The sequence below is a fragment of the Alteribacter keqinensis genome, assembly GCF_003710255.1.
Taxonomy (GTDB): Bacteria; Bacillota; Bacilli; order Bacillales; family Salisediminibacteriaceae; genus Alteribacter; species Alteribacter keqinensis.
On sequence record NZ_RHIB01000001.1, the window covers coordinates 1,943,798 to 1,967,244 of the forward strand.

Below are 23,447 nucleotides of genomic sequence, written 5' to 3' on the forward strand. Positions count from 1 at the left end.
ACACGTCCACTTGATCCATTTAGCCTTCTCTTTAGTCAAGTTAGCACCGTTCATGCCTCCTCCAAAATGAAAACCCCGGCACCAGCCGGGGTTGCAACTCTCGTCTATTCAAATGTTCCTTTCATCAAATGCTCTTTGTCCTTCATCATCCACTGCCCCCGGGCCATGACGGATTCGATTTCCAGATCCGATTCATTCACGAGAAGCAAATCAGCGTCGGCGCCGACTGCCACCCGCCCTTTCCCGGTAAACTTGTACACGTCGGCTACATTGGATGTGGCTACTTTAATGGCATCTTCAAAGGCTATGCCTTCCTCCAGGACAGCATCCCGGACTTCCTTGTAAAGGCTCGTCACGCGGCCGATCTTAAGTCCGGTCAGGTTCCCTTTTGCATCGAACTCCGGCAGACTTCCCTGGCCGTCTGATGTGAAGGTGATCTGCTCAACAGGGACACCGCTGTTGATCATCTTCTTTAGGCCGCGGCTGCATTTCGTCTCGTCCCCTTCGAGAATTTCCTTTGTTGTGCTCGTCGTAAAGTCCACGTAGCCGCCTCTCTTTGCAAAAGTGATACCGGACTCGAGCAGCCCTTCGTTCCGGTTAATATGAGTCGGAACGAACTGGGTGATCGGTATATCAGTTGTTTCCACGACTTCTTCGATCAGTTTGAGCCGGTCGGGACTATCTCCGAGGTGAACGTTCACAACACCCGCTTTCCCGGACAGAATCCCTCCAACCCTTGCATCGCTTGCAATACGGGCAAGCTCTTCCCGGGTCGGCTGTGAGGATCGGTGATCGGAGATGGCAATCTCCCCTGCCCCGATGATCTCTTCAATTAAGATGATGTCCTGCTCGATGGAACCGGTTAAAGTTTTCACGGGAACCTGATACGAACCCGTTTGGCAATAACACGAGATCCCCTCTTCTTTAAGGGCTTTTGCTTTTGCAATCAAATTTGTCATCGTCCGGGTTGTTCCGTCGGTTCCGATGACGCCGACCAGCGTTGTAATTCCACCTGCGATGCAGTCGGACAGCATGAGTTCAGGGGTTCTTGTTTTAAAACTCCCTTCACCCCCGCCCCCGGTAATATGTACATGAGCATCGATCAGACCCGGCATTAACCGTTTCCCCGATCCGTCTGTCACATCATACGATGACGGGTCCAGACTCTCAAGATTGATTTGGTCTTCAATTAGAGCGATTCGTCCGTCGGTAATGAGAACATCTTTTTTCCCTGAAAATTCCGGACGATAAACGCTTACATCTTTAATTAGCTTAAGCACGTATTCCACCTCCTCAAATCAGTTGTGTGATAAGTCTATTGACCACACGCTTTTTCATCTCTTCAAACATAAGAGGGTCGTGATTGCGAGGCGCATAAACAGCAGCACCTGCTTTTTTCCCCGGCACCCATATGCCGGCGTATGTAACATGATCACTCCAAATCTGCCAGGGAGATATTCCAGCAGATACAGTATGTGGCCCGCAGCTCATTCCCATTACATGGCTGAGCTTGACGATGGCTCTTTTCAGGGAATGTTCCCTGACTTCCGTTACATCCCCCAGTGTACTAAACATTCTCGAAACACCCAATACAGAAAAACGCCCCACTTCACCGGACCACCGTGATAAGAGTTGTTCTGTCATTTGACTGACCGGATGCGTACGGCTGAAAACCCCTCGCCAGTCGTGCTGCAGGTACATGGCCAGACCTGCCTTTCCTACATAAGATGCAGGTAAACTAGTGTGATCGTCAGTAAAAGCATAAAATTCATCCGGTTCAATTCCAAAGCGAAACAGCAGGGACAGCTCAATATCTTTTTGAAGAGGTGAATCATACTGCACACCACAGCAGACAGCCAGCTCCCTGTCCGTTAACAGATACGCTTCCGCTGCACCGGTTGTCAAAAGGGGTAACGCGTAAAAAGGCTGAAGGAGGGAAGGAAGGTTCACTTCCACACCTCCATTCCCTTCTTTATACTGACAGCCATTCAAGGAGTGGTACACAGCCAGATGCCCCATCTGACCCGGCCCTTGTTCAATCGAATGCTTTACTGTCATACCACTCCCTCCTTTCTATTGCGGATCATACAAATGACAGGCTACATAATGGTCCTCGTCCATCTTCTGAAGATCCGGACGTTCCACCCGGCAACGTTCATGTGCTTTAGGGCACCGGCCGACGAAGGCACACCCTTTGGGAGGATCTACCGGAGAAGGGACATCCCCCTGGAGAATGATCCGTTCTTTCCGCTCTCGCGGGTTCGTAATCGGAATAGCAGAAAGAAGCGTCTGGGTGTAGGGGTGCAGCGGGTTTTCAAAGATTTTATCCGTATTGCCGATCTCCGCCATACGCCCGAGATACATGACCGCCACCCGGTCACACAGGTGACGGACGACACTCAGATCGTGGGAAATAAGCAGGTAGGTGAGCCCGAAATCTTCCTGTAGATCTTTAAGTAAATTCAGAATCTGTGCCTGAATCGAGACGTCCAGGGCCGCTACAGGCTCATCAGCAATGATGAGCTTCGGGTTTAGAATAAGCGCCCGGGCAATACCGATCCTCTGACGCTGTCCTCCTGAAAATTCATGGGCATATCTTCGGATAAAATCCCGGTTTAATCCTACTACATCCATCATTTCTTCTATACGCTTTTTGCGTTCCTGTTTATCTTTCACTCCGTGGGCCTTCAACGGCTCCGCAAGAATGTCTTCAACCGTAAGACGGGGATTCAGGGAGGCATAAGGATCCTGAAACACCATCTGCATATTTTTACGCTGCACACGAAGATCGGATTTGGAAAGGGAAGCAATATCTGTTCCTTCGTAAAGAACTTCACCGTCAGTCGTAGGAACAAGCTGGGTAATGCCACGTCCTGTAGTGGACTTTCCACACCCGGACTCTCCAACGAGCCCGAGAGTCTCCCCTTCATTTAAGGAAAAAGAAATCCCGTCGACCGCCTTCACATAGGTGACGTGCTTTTTGATTACGCCCTTTTTCTGGGGAAAATGAATTTTAAGGTCTTTCACGTCCAAGAGTGGTCTGCCCATCTTTTGCTTCCTCCTTTCGTCCGTGTACGTCGTCATAAAGCCAGCAGCGGGCATGATGCCCGTCCTTCATTTTCAGAAAAGGAGGATCCTCCTGTGTACAATGAGGCATCACATGGTCACAACGCCCCGCAAAGCGGCATCCTTTTTCCACAGTACCGGGTGCCGGAACCTGACCGGATATGGAAAAGAGCCGGTCCTGTTTTTCATCTACTTTCGGCAGTGAGCCGAGAAGTCCGACCGTGTACGGGTGTTTGGGATCGTTAAAGAGCGTATCTACATCTGCTTCTTCTACAATTTCACCAGAATACATCACTACCACACGGTCGCACATTTCCGCCACTACACCAAGGTCGTGGGTAATGAACATAATCGCCGTATTCGTCTTTTCCTTTAGACCACGCATCAGATCGAGAATCTGAGCCTGAATTGTCACATCCAGAGCCGTCGTCGGTTCATCAGCAATGAGAAGACGCGGTTCACAGGCGAGACCGATGGCAATCATTACCCGCTGCCTCATGCCTCCCGACAGCTGGTAAGGGTGGCTGTCGTATATCTGCTCCGCCCGGGGAATACCTACAAGCTTCAGCATTTCTATTGATTTCTTTCTGGCTTCGGCATGGGTCATACGGTTATGAAGAAGCAGCACTTCATTGATCTGCTTGCCGATAGTGAAGACGGGATTTAACGACGTCATCGGTTCCTGAAAAATCATTGAAATATCATTTCCACGGATCTTACGCATTTCCCGCTCTTTTTTATCCAGGAGGTTTTCACCATCAAAGTGGATCTCCCCGCCGGAAATCCGCCCCGGCGGCGATGGGATCAGCCTCATGATGGATAGGGATGTAACACTTTTACCGCACCCCGACTCTCCTACCACGCCGACAGTTTCACCGGCTTTAATGGAAAAACTGATGCCGTTTACGACTTTCACATCTTTCCCGTCACTTTTAAAACTCACTTCGAGGTTTTTTATATCAAGTACATTTGCCATTTGTATCACCTATTCTTTCAGCTTCGGATCGAGGGCGTCACGAAGCCCGTCACCCAGAATATTGAAGCTCAGCACTGTAATGACAATGGCCAGTCCCGGAAAGAACGTAGCATGAAACACAGTACCACTGTTGTCTTTTGCAGCACTCAGCATTGATCCCCACTCCGGCGCCGTAATGTCTCCCCCGAGTCCAAGGAAACTGAGGGCGGCCCCGATCAAAATCGCCACACCAATCCGCATTGTCAGATAAACCATCACAACAGAAAGGGTGCCTGGGAAGATATGCCGGAGAATAATAACCGGATCTTTTACCCCAATCGAGCGAGCTGCTTCTACATAGGTCATTTCTTTCAAAGCCAGCGTTGAACCACGGACAATACGGATAAATACAGGAATCGTAAAGACAGCCACGGCTAAAATGATGTTCGTAATGCCCGCACCGAGAAAGGCAATAACCGCAATGGCTAGAAGGATCCCCGGGAAAGCAAGAAGAACGTCTGTCATTCTCGTAACCACACTGTCCACCCAGCGGCCGTAGAATCCTGCCAAAAGACCAAGGGCGGTCCCGATAAACGCACCGATCGCCACAGAAACAAATCCGATTAAGAGTGTATCCTGCGTGCCGTGAATGACCCGGCTGAAGATATCACGGTTCTGGTGGTCTGTTCCAAAATAATGAATGGATGACGGAGGCTGATGCTTATACACATCGGTGAGCGTAACGTTGGGCTCACTAACGTTTAAGTAGGCAAGAACCGGCTCCGCCTGTTCCCCTGCCGCAATTTGAACAACGGAACTTACAGGACCCGTCTGAATACGGATCGCCCCGTCCCCTTCACCAGTTACGGTAACAACGCCCGTGTCACTTACCTCGGCCACATCCTCATCAAGTGAAGAAAAATGCAGCCCTTCAATGGCTTCGGCGTCACTTGCCGGAGCATTGAAGCCGCTAGATACTTCTTCTGACTCTTCTGTTTCATACAAACGTAAAGCGAGTTCGTGAATGTCTGCATGTTCTGTGATCTCTTCTCCATCGGTCAAAATGGCCGTAACATTAAGTTGAAACTCATCTCCAGGAGAGAGGACACCCTCAGGCTGTGATGGGATCAGCTGTGAAATTACCGGCTCTTTTCCTTCCAGGAGAGACTCCCCTTCCACCACTACCTGGAATGACGAGCTCACATCCCCGCTTTCAATTGTGGCATTTGTAAAGCCCGACGTATTGCCGTTCACTAAAATGCCCCGCGCGGAACGGCGGATCGATGCAATTCTCCGGTTTTCCGAATCGGCCGTCAGCTGCGCAATCTCCGCTCCTTCAATGGTTGACCCGTCTGTAAGAACCCCTTCAATCGTAACCGACGCATTGGTAAGCTGATCCAGGTCTATGCCTTTACCAGGATACTGGGACGTAACCGGGCGGTGTGGATCGTATGGCGCCAGTAGCGATCCGAACAAGCCCACAAATAAAATCAGAATGACTACGGCAAAAGCGGCCACAGCCATCTTCTGCTTTAAAAACTTCGTAAGGAATTCCCTGAAAGGAGAATAGGGCTTCGTCTCATTCGTGTTCATAGGCTGTCTCCTTTCCATCAGTCATAGCGGATCTGCGGATTTAAGAATCCATAGCTGATATCCACCAGTAGATTTATAACTAAAAACTGCAGTGAGAATAATAGAATCAATGCCTGTATAACCGGATAGTCACGGGACAAAATGGAATCGATCAGATAAGACCCCAGCCCCGGCCAGGCGAAAACCTGTTCAACAACGACAGCTCCTCCAATGAGAAAGCCAAACTGCAGACCTGCCATGGTGACAACAGGAATGAGTGCGTTTCTCAGGACGTGACTCCAGATGACCACACGTTCCTTCTGCCCTTTTGCCCGGGCGGTCCGCACGTAATCTTCCCGCATCACTTCGAGGACACTGGAGCGGGTAAATCGTACAATGGTCGCTGCCACACCAAACCCGAGGGTAATCGACGGCAGCAAAATATGCAGTGGTGTTCCGGCTCCGCTTGTAGGAAACCAGCCAAGCTGAACAGCGAAAATCTGCATGAGCATCAGACCAAACCAGAATTCAGGGATACTGAGTGCTGTAATGGTCGACACCATCCCCGCTCTGTCCCAGATGGAGTTTCGTTTTGTTGCAGAGATAATACCTACAGAAACTCCGATTAAAATCGCCCAGAACATACTCAGTATCGTTAGGACAAAGGTATAGCCAAACCGGCGGATGACTTCTTCGGATACGTCTGCCCGTGTCCGGTACGATTGTCCGAGGTCCCCATGCACAAGCATATCTTTCATATAACGGCCGTATTGAACAGGAAGCGGATCGTTGAAGCCTTCACGCTCACGAAGCGTCTGATACGTCTCCTGGTCAATCTCCGCTCCATACATAATCCGGATCGGATCACCCGGTGTGAGGTGAACGAACAGGAAAGAAATGATTGTTATGATAAATAAGATCGGAATCATGCCTATGAGTCTTCTAAGTACAAATTGAAGCATGGTCTCACCTCTTTCTGAATGAAGGTTTTAGAGTTTTAAATCAGGGGATTCCGGTTGCACTCAAGGTAGATACTTTCACCACGGTAAGTGAATGTATCGAGCCTTCTTTGTGGTTTATCGACCCTTAATCAGAATATATCGGTCATTCGACAAAATTCGACCACAAGCGCCGCCATCGTCATCACTGATAAAAAAGGGGCTCCATCAACGAAGCCCCTCTTCTTTTTTACCGGACAATCAGCGGATTTCCGCCAGGTTTAAGTGAACAGCACCAGAAGGAAGTACGTAAATGCCGTGTACGTTTGTACCTTTGGCAATCAGTGCATCCGGAATGTGGAGGAATACCCACGGTGCGTCTTCGTAAATCACCTGCTGGATTTCAGCGTATGTTTCCATTGCTTCGTCTTCATCAGGAGTGGAGATGGCGTCATCAAACATGACATCAAGCTCTTCGTTAACATAGAATCCTGAGTTGTTGAAGTTAGGCGGCACCCGGTCAGAGGCGAAGTTCGGACGTAAACCATAGTCAGCTTCACCGGTACCAGGAGACCAGCGGCCGATCCACAGATCCGTGCCTTCACCAGCATCGAGCATGTCAAACAACGTACCAGATTCATAAGCTTCTACTTCCACATCGATGCCGATCTCAGCAAGCTGGATAGCCACGTACTCTGCAACACTGAGAAACTCGGTGCTGTTACGTGTCCAGAGGGTAGCTTCGAACCCGTCTTCATACCCTGCTTCATCCATCAGTTCCTGAGCAAGCTCAAGGTCATACTCGTAGACAGACTGCCCTGCGTACCCATATACGGCCGGAGCAATGGCAGAATCAGCAACCTGACCGTAGCCGTCAAGAACCTGGGCGATAAGACCATCTTTATCTACTGCATGGTTCATAGCCTGACGCACTTTAAGGTCATCGTAGTTTTCGTTTTGGAAGTTCATTCCGATATAGTAAAGATCCGTACTTGACCCTGTGTAAAGATCAAGATCCTCTTCATTTTCCAATTCAGCGGCATTTAAGGTTGGAATTGGTGTGATGACGTCCACTTCGCCTGTACGAAGCATGTTCACCCGCGTACTTGCTTCCTGAACAGGGCGGAAGGTAATGGCGTCCACTCTTGCTGCTTCCTCCTCATTCCAGTAGTCATCGAATTTCTCGACAACAACGTGCTCACTGTCACGCCACTCGACAAATTGGAAAGGTCCGGTACCAACAGCACCTTCACGGTCAAGGTTGTAATCCGGGTCCTCCAGCTTCTTATTCAGCTCTTCTACTGATTTAAATGCCGCAGAAGAGTGGGCCATGTAGGAGGCCATGGCAGAGTTTGGCTCATCAGCTACGATTGTAACTGTGTAGTCATCCTCCACGATGACTTCCTCTACAAATGAAAAGAAAGAAGACCTTGCCATCCCATTATCCGTATCACGGACAAAATCGATATTTTCTTTTACGGCCTCAGCGTTAAATTCTGTTCCATCGTGGAAGGTTACGCCTTCACGTAAGTAAAAGGTAATTTCGGTAGCGTCGTCACTATAGTCATAGTCTTCTGCAAGGACAGGAACGATTTCCATATTTTCATTGAATCTTAGCAGCCCTTCCATCATCGTACTCTGAATCGTAGCGGAGTTGCCGTCTGTCGTATTATGAGGATCCATCGAAGTAGGCTCGGCTTCGATACCTACAGTAAGGTCTCCCCCTGAAGCCGCTTCTCCCTCTCCTTCGTCACCTTCATCTTCCGTTTCTTCTGTTTGCGGTTCATCTGTGCCTGTGTCGTCTTCACCTGTATCTGCGGGTTCTTCACCGCCGCATGCTGCCAGTACCAGGACGGATGAAAGAGCAAGTGCCATCCAGGACGCTTTAACTTTTTTCAATGTTCATTTCCCCCTCAACATTAATTTCATATTCACACTATATACACTGCAATTTTGATGCCAAAGTTCTAAGTATTCTAAAAATAACCCCCTTCCCTTCTCATAAACTATCTATCTCAAAGGATTTTCACCCTTTGATTCAATCAATAACCTTTCTGAATATTCAATCTTATTGGTTGTTTTGGTTTGTTTATTGGTTGAACCTGATTTTTATGCATAAACAATAATATAATCGTCCTTAGTGAATAAATCAACATGTTTTTTTATTAATATGCAAAAAACATTAAATAAAAAGCCTCACCCTGTCAGGTAAACCCTGACTGGATAAGGCTTCTTAAGACATAATCATTTCCGGCATCCGGGATATTTATTCTTTCATCCAATCACCCCGTTAAAAAAGAACAACTGCGAGGATGATAAAGGCCGCTCCAAGTGCTGCGACAGCCCCGTTTCTTACTGCATTCTTTTTTACCACAAATGTAAACAGAGCCACAACACCGAGTAAGATGAGGAAAAAGATGATCCCATCGGCAATCGGATGAATAACGGTCCCTTGTACCGTCGTTTCCTGGTAAATCTGAAAGTTAACAATGAGGGCAATGGCCCATAAAAGGACGATTCCGCTAACACCTGTGATAATATAACGTGCCATATTAACCACTCCTTCTTAAAACAATAATGGCATATTCCTTATTTTTTGACAATTATCCCATAATTCCATTGTGTTACCACGCATTTATTCGTACAATAAAGGAAAGTTTTGGAGGTGGGAGGAGTCTTCATGAGTGTTTTTAAGGATTTTCTGCACAACCTGTTTTACATCCTGACTCCCATTTTTCTTTATGTAACCTTTTGGGGAGGCTTTGGTTTTCAGCGTAACCGGAAAATGACAAGAATATTCTTCTTTATCCTTTGTGTGAGCTCCATGGTCCTTTCCATGACCTTTCCTGTAGTATTAAACAATGGAATTACCTTTGACCTCCGGCATGTTCCCCTGATAATCGGAACACTTTACGGCGGCTGGGGTATGGGGCTTGCTTTACTTTTGTTCCAGAACGCTTATCGTGCCATCTGGATTGGAATGGAAAGCATATTGTTCGCCATTTATTTCAGTTCACTAGTATATCTCTTTTTTCTTGGTTTTTCAAAGTATTATCATTCCATTAAATTAACGAAAAAAATTCTTTATTATATGCTGGTGCTCCTGATCGTTGCCTCTCTTGCGACGGTGTTCCCTTCTACGATCTTTGCCGATACGAGAACTGAAATTGCGTATTACATGGTACAGTTCTTCTTTATCTACTCATGTGTATCATTTCTTGTTATCTATACACTTGAAAAGATCCTTTTAAACGAACGTCTTAAAGGTGATTTAAGAAAAAGTGAACAGCTCCGCCTTGTCAGCGAGCTTGCTGCTTCTGTTGCACATGAAGTAAGAAACCCTATGACAGTGGCACGAGGCTTCATTCAGCTTCTTCAATCGAATGCCAACCTGACGGAAAACGAAAAGAAATACATGCAGCTTACCCTCTCTGAAATTGACAGGGCCCAGCTGATTATCAGTGACTATTTATCCCTCGCAAAGCCAAAAGATGTGGAACTTGAAACGATCAATGTTGCTTTTACGATGGATAAAGTAAGGCACACCATTCAGGCCTACGCCCTTATGAACAATGTTTCGGTCTATCTTGACGTTCCGTCTCATTTAAAAATCAGAGGCGATGAAAAAGAGCTCACCCAGGTTGTTTTAAATTTAGCCAAAAACGGTATCGAAGCGATGCCACAAGGGGGAAAGCTGTTTTTGTCTGCCGTCCATACCGGCCAGCACATCCGAATTAAAATTGCAGACACAGGCAGTGGTATGACCAAAGAAGAAGTCAAACAGCTGGGCACAGCGTATTATTCCACCAAGGAAAAAGGAACGGGCCTTGGCTTAATGGTGTCATTCAGTATTATCCGCTCCTGGGGCGGACATATACAGGTCAACAGTAAGGTCGGAGAAGGAACAGAGTTCATCATCCAGCTTCCTGTCATAACCGAAAAACACGATACCCCTGAAAAAGAACCGACGATGTCAGTATAAACAGCAGTTTCTGCATGAGTGTGTAGTGTATTCCCTGCAATCACCATATATAATAAATCAGCAATGCTCTTTAACACAGCTATCAAACAGCCATCAAACCTAATTCATTCGCACCATAAAGCATGAAGATAAGCATACTGTCTTTTTTCAGCTGAGTTACCCAGTTCCTCTGATTTTTCAGCGCATTGTGCGTAGTTGAACAAAATACGCGAAATCCCTGCGGAAGTGAGAGACAGACGAGACCTTACATCTCCCCGGGTAGGCTCGGCGCGAGTGCGCGGAAAGGGAGTGTATTCCGTTCACCGAAGCTGAAAAGTTGTCTAACCCAATTAAAAAAAGCTGCCCCTAAAGGTTTACTAACAAACCTCAAAGGCAGCTTCTTTTTTATGAATTATTCTTCACCAAGTACGATATCATCGTAGAACCATTCATATGTCGGCTGGTCTGCAGCACCGTATATCCGTTCCACTTCTTCACCATTCTCATAATGAATCAGCGTCGGTGTTCCTTCAATGCCAAATTGACTGAACCCGTCGTCAAACTCGAGTAAATTAAATAAGTGCAGGTCAATATCTTTTTCATCTGCCATTGGAATAATAACAGGACTTACCTGGTTACAAGCCTGGCAGGCAGGGCTGAAATAATAAACAGTAAAATCCTCTTCATTCTCAATCTTTTCATCCAGCTCATCCGGAAGAATGATGTTGTCATAATTCGGGTCATCAAGGGTATCAATCGTTTCCTGATGAAGACGGTCTTTACCATATGGGTTTCCTTCAGATTGCTGCTGATTCTGATACGACGTGACAAATGCAAGTGCACCAAAAATAATCACAACGGCAACCCCGAAGATAATGATTTTCTTCATGTTGTTCACTCCTTCGATTTAGCCAGTACAACGATCAATAATACAGAAATTGCAGCAAAAGCAATAAAAGCAAGAAACGGAATCGTGATAAAACCAAATACGTTGATGTATTGATAATTACAAGGTACGACGCCGCAAAAATCAGATGTTTGTGCCATAGCCGGCACTTTCTGTACCAAATAGTGATACAGAGAAATCAAAGCCCCGATTACGCTGAGAGGCAGGGCATAAACAGCCTGTTTTGCGTCTTTCTTTACTGCTGCAATGGCAAGGGTAATCGCAAGCGGGTACATAAAAATCCGCTGAATCCAGCACAGTTCGCACGGAATGAACATTCTTATTTCTGAAAAATAAAGAGATCCGAGCGTTGCCGTAAATGCGATGGCCCATGCAGCAAAAAGTCCATATTCAACTGCTTTATTATCTTTCACGGATGCATCTCCCCTATTTTAACATATGGACTTATCATAATACGAAAGAGGCGATTCGTATAGGTTGTTCACGTGATTGTCAGAAACTGCAGCCTCACGAGAGAATCTGCCGTGCAGAACCGTCCAGAAGAAAAGGTGTAACCTCGTGTGGCGGAAGCGGCTTGCAGTACAAGTATCCCTGGACTTCATCGCAGTCATTTTCCTTTAAAAACGTAAGTACCTCACTGGACTCCACCCCTTCTGCAACCACTTTGACATTCATGTTACGTGCCAGCTTAATAACAGAGGTAACTATCACTTCGTCCTTTTCTTTAATAAGGACATCCCTGATAAATGACTGATCAATTTTCAATGAATCGACCGGAAAATTCTTCAGGTAGCTGAGCGTAGAGTATCCGGTTCCAAAGTCGTCTATGGATAAATGGACACCAAGTTCTTTTATTCCTTCAAGCACTTCCTGTCCATTCTGCAATTGAGACAGAAGAAAGCTCTCCGTGATTTCAAGACTTAACAACCATGGATTCATATCTGTTTTACGGATAATCTCCCCCAGTTGTTGAATGAATTCCCGATCCCTGCACTGGACTGCTGATATATTAACAGACATCCTTACAGGCAGACCTTCTTTTTTCCATAGAGAAGCCTGTCTGCATGCCTCTTCCAGGACCCAGAGACCAATGTCCTTAATCAGGCCTGTTTTTTCCGCAACTGGAATAAACGTGAGAGGAGCTACACATCCCAGCACTTCGTCATTCCAGCGAAGGAGTGCTTCCACCCCGATCACTTTTTCTTTATGGAGATCGACCTGGGGCTGATAAACCAGGGAAAGACTTTGATTATGTATCGCTTGTTTCAGCCTTCCCTCCATCATTTCTTCTTTGTTTTGCCCGGTATCATTTTTCTGTTTTGCTCTTTTCAAAAGTTCCTCGGTACCACTGGATGAATGTTCATTCACCACTGCTGTGAGAATACACTTGAAGGGGTTTAGACATTCTGTTATTTTTTCCTCTGCCTCTTGCTCACTCACCCTGCCTTTAACAAAACAGCAAAAGGTAAATTCATCGATTACGTAAATGCTTCTCTCATGAGATTGGGCTTTTTTTAACCCTTCTGCCCACCTGTCTTCTCTTTCAGTAAACCTGCCGTAAACGAGGGTGAACGGCTGTTTTTCGTGCTTCTTCATCACCTCAAGAAGTGCCCGTTTGTTCGGAAGGCCCGTCCTTTCGTCAATAAAGGAAGCCGTAATTTCCTCGCAGGGGTGTAAAACGAAGAACGAAAATGCCGGGTCAAGTGGATTGTATTTCGGCATTGTAAGTTTTGAGAACGTAAAGGAAAGAAGTACGCCTTCTGCGCTTTTAACCATCGCTTTTTTCCCTCTCAGCAGGATTAGAAACCTCCGATGGTCTGTCCCAAGCACATGGTGGTGATGAAGTCCGGTAAAGTGAAAAAACGAATCGCTTGCATACCTGATCGTTTCCTGTCCATCAACCATAAAGTAAATAGCGTCTTCTTCAAGAGTCTGATTGAGACGTTCTATAAAATAAGCAAGGTTTTGTTTATTGAACTCGAGTCCCTTATACAAATTGTAGTCCTCCTCTTTCATGGCCAACTGCATAAAAATAGCCGACCTTAATAACACTAAGGTCGGTTGCACTACCAGCTCCTGATTGTCCAAGTGCCCACATAAAGACAATCACTCTCCGCTACCTTTGTAATAATATTGTAATATTCAGACAAAGAAAAGCACAAGGGTCTATCTCCCTTTTCTCTACATCATTTTTACATTATTCTCCTCTACCACTCTGACTGTGTCCGTTTTCTTTTTAATATGTCGGGTATCTTAACAATAAGGACTTTTACCTTATATTTCTCAAGGAGGCGTATAGTATGGAAATGGAATTTGTACAGATCAATGATCAGCAGGTCAAGTCGCTGGCTTATGATGACATGAACCAGCAGCTCCATGTCAGGTATCAAAACGGAGAATATCTTGTATATTACGGTGTTAAAAAGGCCGATTATGTCGCACTGCAAGGTACGGCAGACACAGCCGGTTTTATCGATTCAAAGATTGCCCTGGATTACCGCTCTGAGCGCATGAACTAGAGAAATGACCCAGAGGAAGATAATCCTTTATCCCCACTCTTGAAGCAGAATATTCTTTTAATTAGAGTGGGGAAATAAAAGGTGGAACAGCTGCCGGACTTTCGATAAAATGGAGGTGGCAAGTTTGACCATTTAACTGACTTACAGTAACAGAGACGTTTAAGGAGGGTTTATCATGAAGATAGGGGTACCCGGTGAGATTAAGAATAACGAAAACAGAATTGCCTTGACACCTGGGGGTGTACTGCTTTTAAAGCAGGCCGGACATGATGTTTATGTTGAAAAGAATGCAGGAATTGGAAGCGGTTTCACAAATGAGGATTACCAGGAGGCAGGGGCAGAAATTCTGACTGAAGCCAAAGATGTTTGGAATCGTGCAGACATGGTGATGAAAGTAAAAGAGCCTCTCGAATCCGAATATCAATATTTCCGTGAAGGACTAGTCTTATTTACATATCTCCATTTGGCAGCAGTCCCTGAGCTTGCAAAAGCACTTACAGAGAGCAAAGTAACGGCCATTGCCTACGAAACGGTGGAAGTAAACCGTACGCTTCCTCTCCTTACACCAATGAGTGAGGTTGCCGGACGTATGGCTGCTCAGATCGGGGCCCAGTTCCTTGAAAAGCCAAAAGGCGGAAGCGGCGTGCTCCTCTCAGGTGTGCCGGGTGTTAAACGTGGAAAAGTTACCATTATTGGCGGCGGAGTTGTTGGAACAAACGCAGCCAAAATTGCCATGGGACTCGGCGCTGACGTTACGATTATTGATGTGAATCCGGAACGCCTCCGTCAGCTGGACGATATTTTCGGTACGGAAATCAACACACTTATGAGTAACCCGATTTCCATAGCTCAAGCGGTAAAAGAATCAGACCTTCTCATCGGGGCCGTATTAATTCCCGGAGCAAAGGCGCCTCGTCTTGTTACTGAAGATATGATTAAGGAAATGATGCCGGGCTCTGTTATTGTGGATGTTGCCATTGACCAGGGCGGAATCGTTGAGACAGTAGACCGTATTACGACTCACGATAACCCAACCTATACAAAGCATGGTGTCGTTCATTATGCTGTTGCGAATATGCCTGGTGCTGTTCCGCGAACGTCTACAATCGCACTTACAAACGTGACTGTGCCATATGCGGTACAGATCGCAAACAAAGGTGTTGTAAGAGCGATTCAGGAGAACCCTGCGTTAAAACCAGGCGTAAATACAGCGGGCGGTCATGTCACTTACGAAGCAGTGGCACGTGATCTTGGCTACGACTACATGCCTGTTGAGAATGTGCTTTAATTAGAGCCAAACAACAGAACCGTCCGTAACCAGTGCTTATCTGGATTACCGGACGGTTCTTTTTTATTCTCCTGCGGCTGCTTCTTCCAGGGTTTTTGTAATCGAGACTAGTTTGTCTATCTGTTCCAGTGTGTCTTCGATGGAAGCATACTGCTCTTCAACAGAAGCGAGTACTTCTTCGACTGCTGCACTGGACTGCTGTGTATAGCTGCTTACAGTGGCGGACTCATTTATAATCCGTTTTGTTTCATCATCCACCTCATTCATCTGCGCTTCTACTTCCTCACTCTTACAGGCTGTTTCATTTGCGTGCTTCATTAATTCATCAAAGCGGTTGCTTGCTTCGAACGTTTCAGTTAAGTTTGCAGCTACCAACTCGCGGTTCACATTCATATCTTCCTTTACCATAGCAATATCAGCTTCAATTTTTGTTAATTTATCACTGATTTTTTTCGTAGAGTCATTTGAGTCTTCTGCAAGCTTCCGTACTTCATTTGCAACCACAGCAAAACCTCTTCCCGACTCCCCGGCTCTGGCTGCTTCGATGGAGGCGTTCAGTGCCAGCAGGTGGGTCTGGTCGGATATTCCCTTGATTGCCTTTACCATGTTGCCGATTTCCCTGCTTTCCTGATAAAGCTGGTCCACAACGCTTGTCTGCTGCTCAAACCCACCATGGATTTCTTTCATCCTCGATGAGAGTGTATTCATTTTTTTATGACCTTCCTCAGTGGAAGAAGCCGTTTCCTTGGAAAGGGTATACATCAATTTAGCTGCATCATTTACTCTCTTAACAGCAGATCCCGTATGTGACACGGACTGATGGATGTCTGTCATGCTCGCAGCCGAGCTTTCAATGCCTTTGGACATTTCTGTAAAAGATAGGGTAATCTCTTTGGAAATCGCCCCCGTGTGTTTCATCTGATCATTGACCCGGCTCGTAACCTTGGTGAGTATCTCAATTGAGTGGTTAATTTCACTCAGCATCCCTTCCACTCTCTCTTTTCCCGCAGCTATATGGTTTTGCTGGGTGCTCATATTCCGCTGCATATTCTCCCCCATTTTTGCCTGGGCAACAAGAGCAATCGTTGTAATGATAAAGAGAATATTCAGGGAAACGAGAATATCATTTCCAAGCCCCATAAACATTTCTTCCCTGAACGTGATAAAGAAATAATTTGTAAGAGCAAGCCCACCGACAGCTGCCATGGCAATGGCCCGGAAGTTGTGATAGAGAGTCACAAAGGCCACACACACATAAACCATAATATAATTGGATAGTTTCGGCGAGGTTGATACCATAAAGTAAATGAGTATTAAAAAGTTGAATACAACAATGTACTGAACGTAAGACGGAAACCAGCCCTTTAACGTTATAATCGTAATGACTCCTAAAGCGAAGAATCCAACGGCCGCATATGTAATCAGCCCCCGGGCAGGTACCTGTGCTGCAAAATTGCTTAACAGCCCTATGGCATATGCTACCCATAACAGCTTCATCATCAGCCGGTTCCGTTTATCATGATGCTCTCTTTTCTCCCTCATGTGTAACACCCCTTGTTTTGTCTTTACAAAGAAATGTGTCTTTTGAATGATCATTCATTCAAAATTTTCTATTTTTCGACACTTTCCATAATCATACAAAACAAATAGAGCGCTTTCAATTTAAATAAGAAATCAATACTAGGTCTTTTTTATTTGTTTGAGTAAATCGATACTTCGCCTCACTCTGACTCGTAGATGTTTTCATCAAGGTGACACCTTTTGAAAAAAGCGTTCTATTTCAAACTTCTGACGGGCCTCGTCGTTTTATATCCACAATTACCTATTTCTTTACCTTCAGCATGATGAATGTCACCTTTGCGGTTGGTGCAGCCGCTGCTCTCCTGACGTATGGTGGAACGAGCTCCTTTCCCCCGCCAGTGGTTAGTGAAGGGGATGCACCTGTGGATACGAGAGTGATGTATACCCCGGAATCACAGGATGGTATCTATCGCCTTGATCCTTATTTTCTTTCTTCCCTTTTAACATTTCTGTCAAGCTTTCTGATGTATTTTCTAATGTAATAGTGATGTGAAATCGTAATAAACAAATTAAAGAGCAGACCTCAACAGGCCTGCTCTTTTTAAAAACCCCTTATATCTTAACACTCTCCACCCAGTCCGTAATTCGTTTTACCTGGACGAGGTTATCGTGCTCCATTGCCTGGCTGCTTCCGGAGATGTAGACCGCTTTCATTTCCTGCAAAAGGGCCGGTGCAATTTCGTTTATGAAGTTATCACCTACAGAAACCGTTTCTGAAGGCTTCACACCAAACTCTTTTGTAAGTTCATTGAAGTAATGATCGGTCAGGCTTGGCTTTTTCGCCGATGTAACCACTTTTGAAAACACGCCTTTTAAATTGAGCTCGCTGAACAAACGGCCAACGTCATCTGCATCACTGTTTGTCATGAGAACAATATTTGTCTTTTCTTTTAATTGAAGCAAAAACTCCCGGAGACCCGGAATCGGATCAAGCTGGAATTCGTCTGTCACCATGTATTCCTTTGTTTCACAATATCTTTTATAGCAGTCTTTCACGCCGTAGTGCTTGGCACAGGCAAAAGGAAGCCACCAGCCGTCACCAATGGCAACGATGGTTTCAAAATCAAACTCAAGGTTTCCTTTATATGTATCTTTCACTTTTTCCAATGGCCATTTTGTTCCATCCCAGTTGTGTGCTTCCACTACTGAAAGGGTCATAGGATCGACAGTCAGAACCGCATCATGTTCCACGTCGTAAGCCTTCCCTACTTCAAGGACATGTTCTCCGTTTTTAGACTTTTCATAGTCTGCCCAGAATGCTTCTTTATCCTCTTCTGCTACATCTATCGCAAGTCGCTTCGCATAATAATCAAAATGGTCCGTTCCTTCATATAGCGTTCCGTCTAAATCAAAAATGTATAATTTCTCAACCTGCATTGCCACACTCTCCCCCGGAAAGATTCGTAAACACTACTTTTTAGAGTAATCTTTTTATGTCCCGAGCGCAAGGTTCTACAAGATTTTAGTAAAAAGGATTCGAGAGATGTGGAAATCAGCAAAAAAATAAACGGATTTTGACTATTTTGTAAAGTTTGCAAAGGCTTTGTGGATTCTTGTAAAGGTTCGGTTAGGAAACGGTAAAAGCTATAGTATTCCAACCTCCCTTCCTGCATAATCGCATTTGTAAGTAAAAAACTTACATACTTTGAAAAAAAGAAAAGAGGGGTTTTGCAAGATGAAGAAGTTATTCACGGTTTTAATGACTTCAGTGATCGTTGCAGGGTTGGTTGCCTGCGGAGAGTCTGAAGGAGCTCAGGAAGAAACAGCTTCCAATGAGACTGATACTGAAGAAACAACAGAAGACGATGATGCGTCTGAAGACGACGCTTCTGAAGAGGAAGAAGAAGCTGCTGACAGACCTGATTCCATTACAATGGGGTTCGTTCCCTCTACTGATTCCGATCAAATTGCGGCGACTGTAGAGCCACTTGCAGAACGCCTTTCTGAAGAGCTTGGAATTGAAGTTGAAGGTACAGTTATGACAAACTACTCCGCTTTGGTTGAGGCAATGGGAAGCGGGCAGGTTGAAGTAGGGTTTATCCCGGCATTTGCTTATGTACTGGCAAGTGAACGTCATGATATCGAGGTTATTTTAAAGTCTATCCGTAACGGTGAAGACAGCTACCGCGCTCAATATTCTGTGAGAGCAGATTCCGGTATTGAGAGTCTTGAAGATCTCGAAGGCAAAGTTTGGGCATTCCCTGATGTAGCTTCTACCAGTGGCTACCTTTTCCCTGCTACCCAGCTTCGTACTGAGCTTGGTGTAGACGAAGATGATTTCTTCGCTGACCTCCTTGAAGCAGGTTCCCACGATAACGCCCTTATCACTGTACTCGTAGGTAATGCCGATGTAGCAACAACGTTTGAAGATGCCCGTGACGTTATTGCTGATGACTACCCTGAAGTATTTGACGAAGAAACTGGTTTAATTCAACTTGGATTTACTGAGCCAATTCCAAACGATACAATCTCTGTTATTCCTGGTCTTGGAAGCTTTAAAGATGAAATACAGCAGGCTTTCCTTTCTTTCAATGATAATGAGGAAATGATTGAAATCATGCAGGAAGTTTACCGTTGGGACGGCATTGCTGAAGCTGCTGACGAAGACTACGACATCGTCCGTGAAGCTTATGAGCTGTTCTCAGACGAAGTTGATCCGCTTAACTAATTAATCATTTGATGACAATAGGAAAAAGAGGTTGGGACATAAAGAGAGTGTTTAGCAGTAGTTCCGAACAATGAGCGAACATAGCGGATGAAAGATACGTAGATTCCTGCGGGATGAAAAGCGAAGATGAGACCCCGCAGGGCAAAGCCCGAGGAGGCTCAGCCGCTTCCCGCGGAAAGCGAAGTATCTTCAAGGAGCGATTTATATGCATTGCACATTGTTTGTTCGGATTCACTAAACCTTTCTGCCCTAGCCTCTTTTCTATGTCTATGAAAATAAAAAGGAGATTCTTTCCACCTAACACAATCCAGGGGGTACATACAACAATGGTTGAATTCAAAAACACGTCACTTGTTTATCCAAACGGCACACAGGGACTAAAAGATGTAAACATTAAAATTAACGAAGGAGAGTTTGTCGTAATTGTCGGACTTTCAGGCGCAGGTAAGTCCACTCTCATCCGCAGTGTTAACCGCATGGTGACGCCGACTGACGGGGAACTCCTCGTCGATGGTGAGGATATTCTCTCCTACAATGGACGTCAGCTCCGCGACCTCCGTACAAAGGTAGGAATGATTTTCCAAAACTACAATCTCGTTAAGCGATCTACTGTTATGAAAAATGTGATCGCCGGCCGGCTTGGCCATACGGGTACATTGCGAAGTGTGCTGAACCTGTATTCAAATGAAGACAAATCACTGGCTTACCAGAGTCTGCAGCGTGTCAACATCGACGAAAAAGTACATTCAAGAGCCGATCAGCTCAGTGGCGGGCAGCAGCAGCGTGTCAGTATTGCCCGCGTACTCACTCAGCAGCCTAAAGTCATCCTCGCCGATGAGCCGGTAGCAAGTCTTGATCCTCCGACTTCTCACCAGGTGATGACGTACCTTCGAAAAGTGAACAAAGAGGACAAGATTACCACTCTTGTAAACCTCCACTTTATTGATATGGCAATGGAGTATGCTGACCGCATTATCGGCATGCGCGCAGGTGAAGTTGTATTTGACGGCCCTGCAAGCACAGTAACAGAAAGTACGTTTGAAGAGATTTATGGACGTAAGATCCGTGAAGAAGACATGGTAGGAGGAGATGAAGATGACGAAAACAACGGCTAATCCAGGCCAGGAATCATTCGACCCTTCAAATCCACCAGGCTTACGTACGCAGCAGGCCAAGTGGAAGCTTACGTTTGTATTTGCTGCTGTCGTTCTCGTATACATGTTTACTTCGTGGCAGACAAACTCCAGCCTCATTGATCTTTGGTTTGGGATGCCTGACGTCTGGCGTATGGTAGGCGAACTGTTCCCGCCAAACTGGGGTTATGCAACTGAGACGTGGGGCCGGCTGAGTGAAACGATTCAGATGGCGATTATTGCTACAACGGTCGCCGGAATTCTCTGTATTCCAATCAGTTTGATGGCGTCGTCAAATATTGCTCCAAACAAATGGGTTTACAATATTACAAAGCAAATCATGAACATTCTCCGTACGATACCCGATCTGCTGCTTGCGGTTATTTTTGTCGGAATTTTCGGAATCGGAGCGTTTTCCGGTATCATTGCCTTAATTATTTTCTCTCTGGGAATTCTGGCAAAACTGCTCGCAGAGACGATAGAAGCGATTGACAAAAACCCCCTGGAAGCCATTCGTGCCTCAGGTGGTAATACCCTTCAGGTGATTGTTTACGGAGTCATACCGCAAATCCTTCCACAATACACGTCATTTACACTATATGTATTTGAAATTAACGTCCGGGCTTCACTGGTACTCGGATTTGTAGGTGCAGGTGGTATTGGACAGCTTCTTCAGCGCTCGATCAGCTTTTTCCAATACGGTCGCGCTATGATAATCATCATTATCATTTTCGTTGCCGTTGTAATCATTGAATACATCAGCGGAAAAATCAGGGAGGAGATTCTCTAATGGAACAGACAACTACACTGCCACTGCCTCCGAAAAAGAAAATTCCGCGAAAAAAAGTCATCCGAAACTGCGTCATTGCGGCCTTTCTTGTTGCTATGTATGCATGGACGTTCTCAAGCATCGGCGTTAACTGGGGACAGATTGTCAGCGAGCGTACACTCAATAACATGGGCCGGGTAATCCCACAGCTCTTTTCACCTGAGTGGGCTGTTGCACCTGACGCTCTCAGACTGATGGGCGAAACCCTTGCTATGGCTTATACAGGAACACTGATGGCCGCGCTGCTCGCTGTACCCTTTGGTTTTTTTGCCGCTAAAAACATGGTGGACAGCCGCATCGTCAACACTGCCGCTAAATGGGCACTTGATGGCATCCGTGCCTTTCCTGAAATCATGCTCGCTTTGATTTTTGTAGCTGCAATCGGACCATCAGCCTTCGCCGGGGTCCTCGCCATTGCCGTCGGGTCCATTGGAATGCTCGGGAAATTGTACTCTGAAGTGATTGAGTCCATCGACATGCACGTTGTTGAGTCACTCGAAGCAAACGGGGCAAATAAAGCGCAGATTCTTTTCTACGGAATCATTCCTCAGGTTATTCCTGAATTTCTCTCCTACGCTATTTACCGTTATGAAATCGATGTTCGTTCCTCAACGATTCTCGGTCTGATCGGAGCCGGCGGTATCGGTATGATGATCCAGATCTCTACCATGAACCGGAACTGGGATGAAGTGGGTATGGCCCTCCTTATCATTATCTTTGTCGTTACCGTCATTGACTACGTAAGCTCAGCTATTCGTAAGAGAATTGTTTGACACACCTAAACTAAAGGCTCTGTTAAACTCAGGTGTTGAATACCCTCATTGCAATCCCTTTCCGCGAAGGCGCAGGTGACCCCCCTCGCAGAAGAAGTACACCTGCTTCTTCCTCTGCCAGTTATTCTTGGCAGCTTTCTGCGTCGAAGCCACTCGAAGCTCATTCATGATGTGAACGCTCATTGCTCCCGCAGGAGTGTCGTGCATTCGCTGCAATCAACGATTTTTAATCAACAATGATCTCCAACAATGCGAATGTATCCGCACCATAACGCATGAAATTAGGCATACTGCTTTTTTGAATGAATATCCTTTTTGTCTGATTTTCAAAGCGCATTATGCCTAATTCAGCGGAATACGCGACACTACACTACTGCGGGAGTCCGAGACAGGCGAGACCCCTTTAGGGCAAAGCTCTGAGGAGGCTCGGCGCGAGTCCGAGAAAAGGGAGCGTATTCCGTTCAACGAAGCTGAATTTCAATTTTTTTTCCCAAATAAAAGAAAGCAGCTGATTCTGCTGCTTTCTTTCTGCTTTAAGCCAGATCATGGAGCCCAGCTACCCAAAGCCGTCCCCCTCAGGTAACCATACCAGTTGACTAACCACTCTGATTTTCATCATCAACGCCTCCTTTTCTTTTTGGTAAAAAATGCGACTCCCCTTCTTACATCATGCGGAAAAATTCTGCCTGGCGGGCACGCTGCTTTTCAATACGTCTGCACGCCCGTTCATAATGCTGTTCCCGTTCAAGCTCTTCGCTGCTGTATGGCTGACGCGTGATTGATACTGTATAGTGAAACAATGTCAATAGCATATCTTTTCACCTCCTTTTATTACTCCATCATCAACGTATGTGAAAGATCGCTGTTCGATACGCCTTTTGTTCCGGAAACCGAAATAATAAGTCAAAAGTCACCGATCTTCATTTAGTCTTTGGTAAAAATGATGCACTGTCTTTTACCCTGTCCTTATACCCCCTCAGGGTATTTTAGAGCGTACTAAAAAACACAGACCGGTCCGCTGGTCTGTGCACTGAATTTTACATAAAACAAAATACACAGACCAATCATCACCGGTCTGTGTATTTTGCCATTTGGTTAAAAAACCTTAACAAATTTATACGAGAAGTCGCCCGATGATACGTTATGAAGTTTTACAGTTGAAATCATTTTTACCTGCATCATGGGAACGACCTCCTTTCGTTAATGTTGGTTAATTTTGGTGCTACACTTTTTATCTTATAACACTATATGGAAATT

The 23,447-nt window shown here is 45.7% G+C and carries 21 protein-coding genes and 1 riboswitch; of the genes, 7 read left to right on the forward strand and 14 right to left on the reverse strand.

Going from position 1 to position 23,447, the window contains the following annotated elements:
- Positions 1–104: 104 nt before the first annotated feature.
- The 8 genes from iadA to EBO34_RS09540 all read right to left on the reverse strand — a co-directional run bounded on the left by iadA (position 105) and on the right by EBO34_RS09540 (position 9,082).
- Positions 105–1,280 (reverse strand): beta-aspartyl-peptidase, encoded by a 1,176-nt coding sequence (gene iadA / locus EBO34_RS09505; RefSeq protein WP_122897653.1) that lies wholly within the window; start codon positions 1,278–1,280, stop codon positions 105–107.
- A gap of 13 nt (positions 1,281–1,293) precedes the next feature.
- A complete protein-coding gene (locus EBO34_RS09510; protein WP_122897654.1) occupies positions 1,294–2,058 on the reverse strand; it encodes an asparaginase in 765 nt (254 codons plus the stop codon).
- A gap of 15 nt (positions 2,059–2,073) precedes the next feature.
- Positions 2,074–3,048, reverse strand: a complete 975-nt coding sequence (locus EBO34_RS09515; protein WP_122897655.1) for an ABC transporter ATP-binding protein — start codon at positions 3,046–3,048, stop codon at positions 2,074–2,076.
- Positions 3,014–4,042 (reverse strand): ABC transporter ATP-binding protein, encoded by a 1,029-nt coding sequence (locus EBO34_RS09520; protein ID WP_122897656.1) that lies wholly within the window; start codon positions 4,040–4,042, stop codon positions 3,014–3,016. Before EBO34_RS09520 ends, EBO34_RS09515 begins: the two co-directional genes overlap by 35 nt.
- 9 nt (positions 4,043–4,051) lie before the next feature.
- Positions 4,052–5,614, reverse strand: coding sequence for an ABC transporter permease (locus tag EBO34_RS09525; RefSeq protein ID WP_122897657.1), 1,563 nt, complete (start codon positions 5,612–5,614; stop codon positions 4,052–4,054).
- Positions 5,615–5,631: 17 nt separating this feature from the next.
- Positions 5,632–6,555, reverse strand: a complete 924-nt coding sequence (gene nikB, locus EBO34_RS09530; RefSeq protein WP_122897658.1) for a nickel ABC transporter permease — start codon at positions 6,553–6,555, stop codon at positions 5,632–5,634.
- A 237-nt stretch (positions 6,556–6,792) separates the two neighbouring features.
- A complete protein-coding gene (locus tag EBO34_RS09535) occupies positions 6,793–8,430 on the reverse strand; it encodes a glutathione ABC transporter substrate-binding protein (protein ID WP_236785120.1) in 1,638 nt (545 codons plus the stop codon).
- A 391-nt stretch (positions 8,431–8,821) separates the two neighbouring features.
- On the reverse strand, positions 8,822–9,082 hold the full coding sequence (locus tag EBO34_RS09540) for a hypothetical protein (RefSeq protein WP_122897659.1): 261 nt from the start codon (positions 9,080–9,082) through the stop codon (positions 8,822–8,824).
- 129 nt (positions 9,083–9,211) lie between these two features.
- On the opposite strand from EBO34_RS09540, the gene EBO34_RS09545 reads away from it, so the two are divergent.
- Complete coding sequence (locus EBO34_RS09545; RefSeq protein ID WP_122897660.1) at positions 9,212–10,513, forward strand: ATP-binding protein; 1,302 nt, start codon at positions 9,212–9,214, stop codon at positions 10,511–10,513.
- 391 nt (positions 10,514–10,904) lie between these two features.
- On the opposite strand, the gene EBO34_RS09550 is transcribed toward EBO34_RS09545, so the two are convergent.
- The 3 genes from EBO34_RS09550 to EBO34_RS09560 all read right to left on the reverse strand — a co-directional run bounded on the left by EBO34_RS09550 (position 10,905) and on the right by EBO34_RS09560 (position 13,394).
- Positions 10,905–11,381, reverse strand: coding sequence for a thioredoxin family protein (locus EBO34_RS09550; protein WP_122897661.1), 477 nt, complete (start codon positions 11,379–11,381; stop codon positions 10,905–10,907).
- 5 nt (positions 11,382–11,386) lie between these two features.
- Entirely contained in the window at positions 11,387–11,812 is a 426-nt protein-coding gene (locus EBO34_RS09555) for a disulfide oxidoreductase (protein WP_122897662.1), read from the reverse strand.
- Between the two features lie 94 nt (positions 11,813–11,906).
- A complete protein-coding gene (locus tag EBO34_RS09560) occupies positions 11,907–13,394 on the reverse strand; it encodes a putative bifunctional diguanylate cyclase/phosphodiesterase (protein WP_183163793.1) in 1,488 nt (495 codons plus the stop codon).
- Positions 13,395–13,445: 51 nt separating this feature from the next.
- A riboswitch (cyclic di-GMP riboswitch) is annotated at positions 13,446–13,529 on the reverse strand.
- 170 nt (positions 13,530–13,699) lie between these two features.
- On the opposite strand from EBO34_RS09560, the gene EBO34_RS09565 reads away from it, so the two are divergent.
- Together EBO34_RS09565 and ald are read left to right on the forward strand one after the other, a co-directional pair.
- The gene (locus EBO34_RS09565) at positions 13,700–13,918 is read left to right on the forward strand and encodes a KTSC domain-containing protein (protein ID WP_122897663.1); all 219 of its coding nucleotides are present in this window, start codon (positions 13,700–13,702) and stop codon (positions 13,916–13,918) included.
- 175 nt (positions 13,919–14,093) lie between these two features.
- Positions 14,094–15,206, forward strand: coding sequence for an alanine dehydrogenase (ald, locus tag EBO34_RS09570; RefSeq protein ID WP_122897664.1), 1,113 nt, complete (start codon positions 14,094–14,096; stop codon positions 15,204–15,206).
- Positions 15,207–15,269: 63 nt separating this feature from the next.
- Here the strand turns inward: ald and EBO34_RS09575 are convergent, their stop codons facing one another.
- Positions 15,270–16,748, reverse strand: coding sequence for a methyl-accepting chemotaxis protein (locus EBO34_RS09575; RefSeq protein WP_183163794.1), 1,479 nt, complete (start codon positions 16,746–16,748; stop codon positions 15,270–15,272).
- Between the two features lie 591 nt (positions 16,749–17,339).
- Positions 17,340–18,164 carry an HAD family hydrolase gene (locus EBO34_RS09585; protein WP_122897667.1) on the reverse strand — a complete coding sequence of 275 codons (825 nt, stop codon included), beginning with the start codon at positions 18,162–18,164 and terminating at the stop codon, positions 17,340–17,342.
- 298 nt (positions 18,165–18,462) lie between these two features.
- Between EBO34_RS09585 and EBO34_RS09590 the strand changes: the two genes are divergently transcribed.
- The 4 genes from EBO34_RS09590 (at position 18,463) to phnE (EBO34_RS09605) (ending at position 22,190) form a co-directional block, all read left to right on the forward strand.
- Entirely contained in the window at positions 18,463–19,455 is a 993-nt protein-coding gene (locus EBO34_RS09590) for a phosphate/phosphite/phosphonate ABC transporter substrate-binding protein (protein ID WP_122897668.1), read from the forward strand.
- A 326-nt stretch (positions 19,456–19,781) separates the two neighbouring features.
- Positions 19,782–20,570, forward strand: coding sequence for a phosphonate ABC transporter ATP-binding protein (phnC, locus tag EBO34_RS09595; RefSeq protein WP_122897669.1), 789 nt, complete (start codon positions 19,782–19,784; stop codon positions 20,568–20,570).
- Positions 20,551–21,378, forward strand: a complete 828-nt coding sequence (phnE, locus tag EBO34_RS09600) for a phosphonate ABC transporter, permease protein PhnE (protein WP_122897671.1) — start codon at positions 20,551–20,553, stop codon at positions 21,376–21,378. The genes phnC and phnE (EBO34_RS09600) overlap by 20 nt, the downstream gene beginning before the upstream one ends.
- A complete protein-coding gene (gene phnE / locus EBO34_RS09605; protein ID WP_122897673.1) occupies positions 21,378–22,190 on the forward strand; it encodes a phosphonate ABC transporter, permease protein PhnE in 813 nt (270 codons plus the stop codon). The genes phnE (EBO34_RS09600) and phnE (EBO34_RS09605) overlap by 1 nt, the downstream gene beginning before the upstream one ends.
- Before the next feature lie 662 nt (positions 22,191–22,852).
- Here the strand turns inward: phnE (EBO34_RS09605) and EBO34_RS09610 are convergent.
- The gene (locus EBO34_RS09610) at positions 22,853–23,002 is read right to left on the reverse strand and encodes a YrzI family small protein (protein ID WP_122897675.1); all 150 of its coding nucleotides are present in this window, start codon (positions 23,000–23,002) and stop codon (positions 22,853–22,855) included.
- Positions 23,003–23,447: the final 445 nt, after the last annotated feature.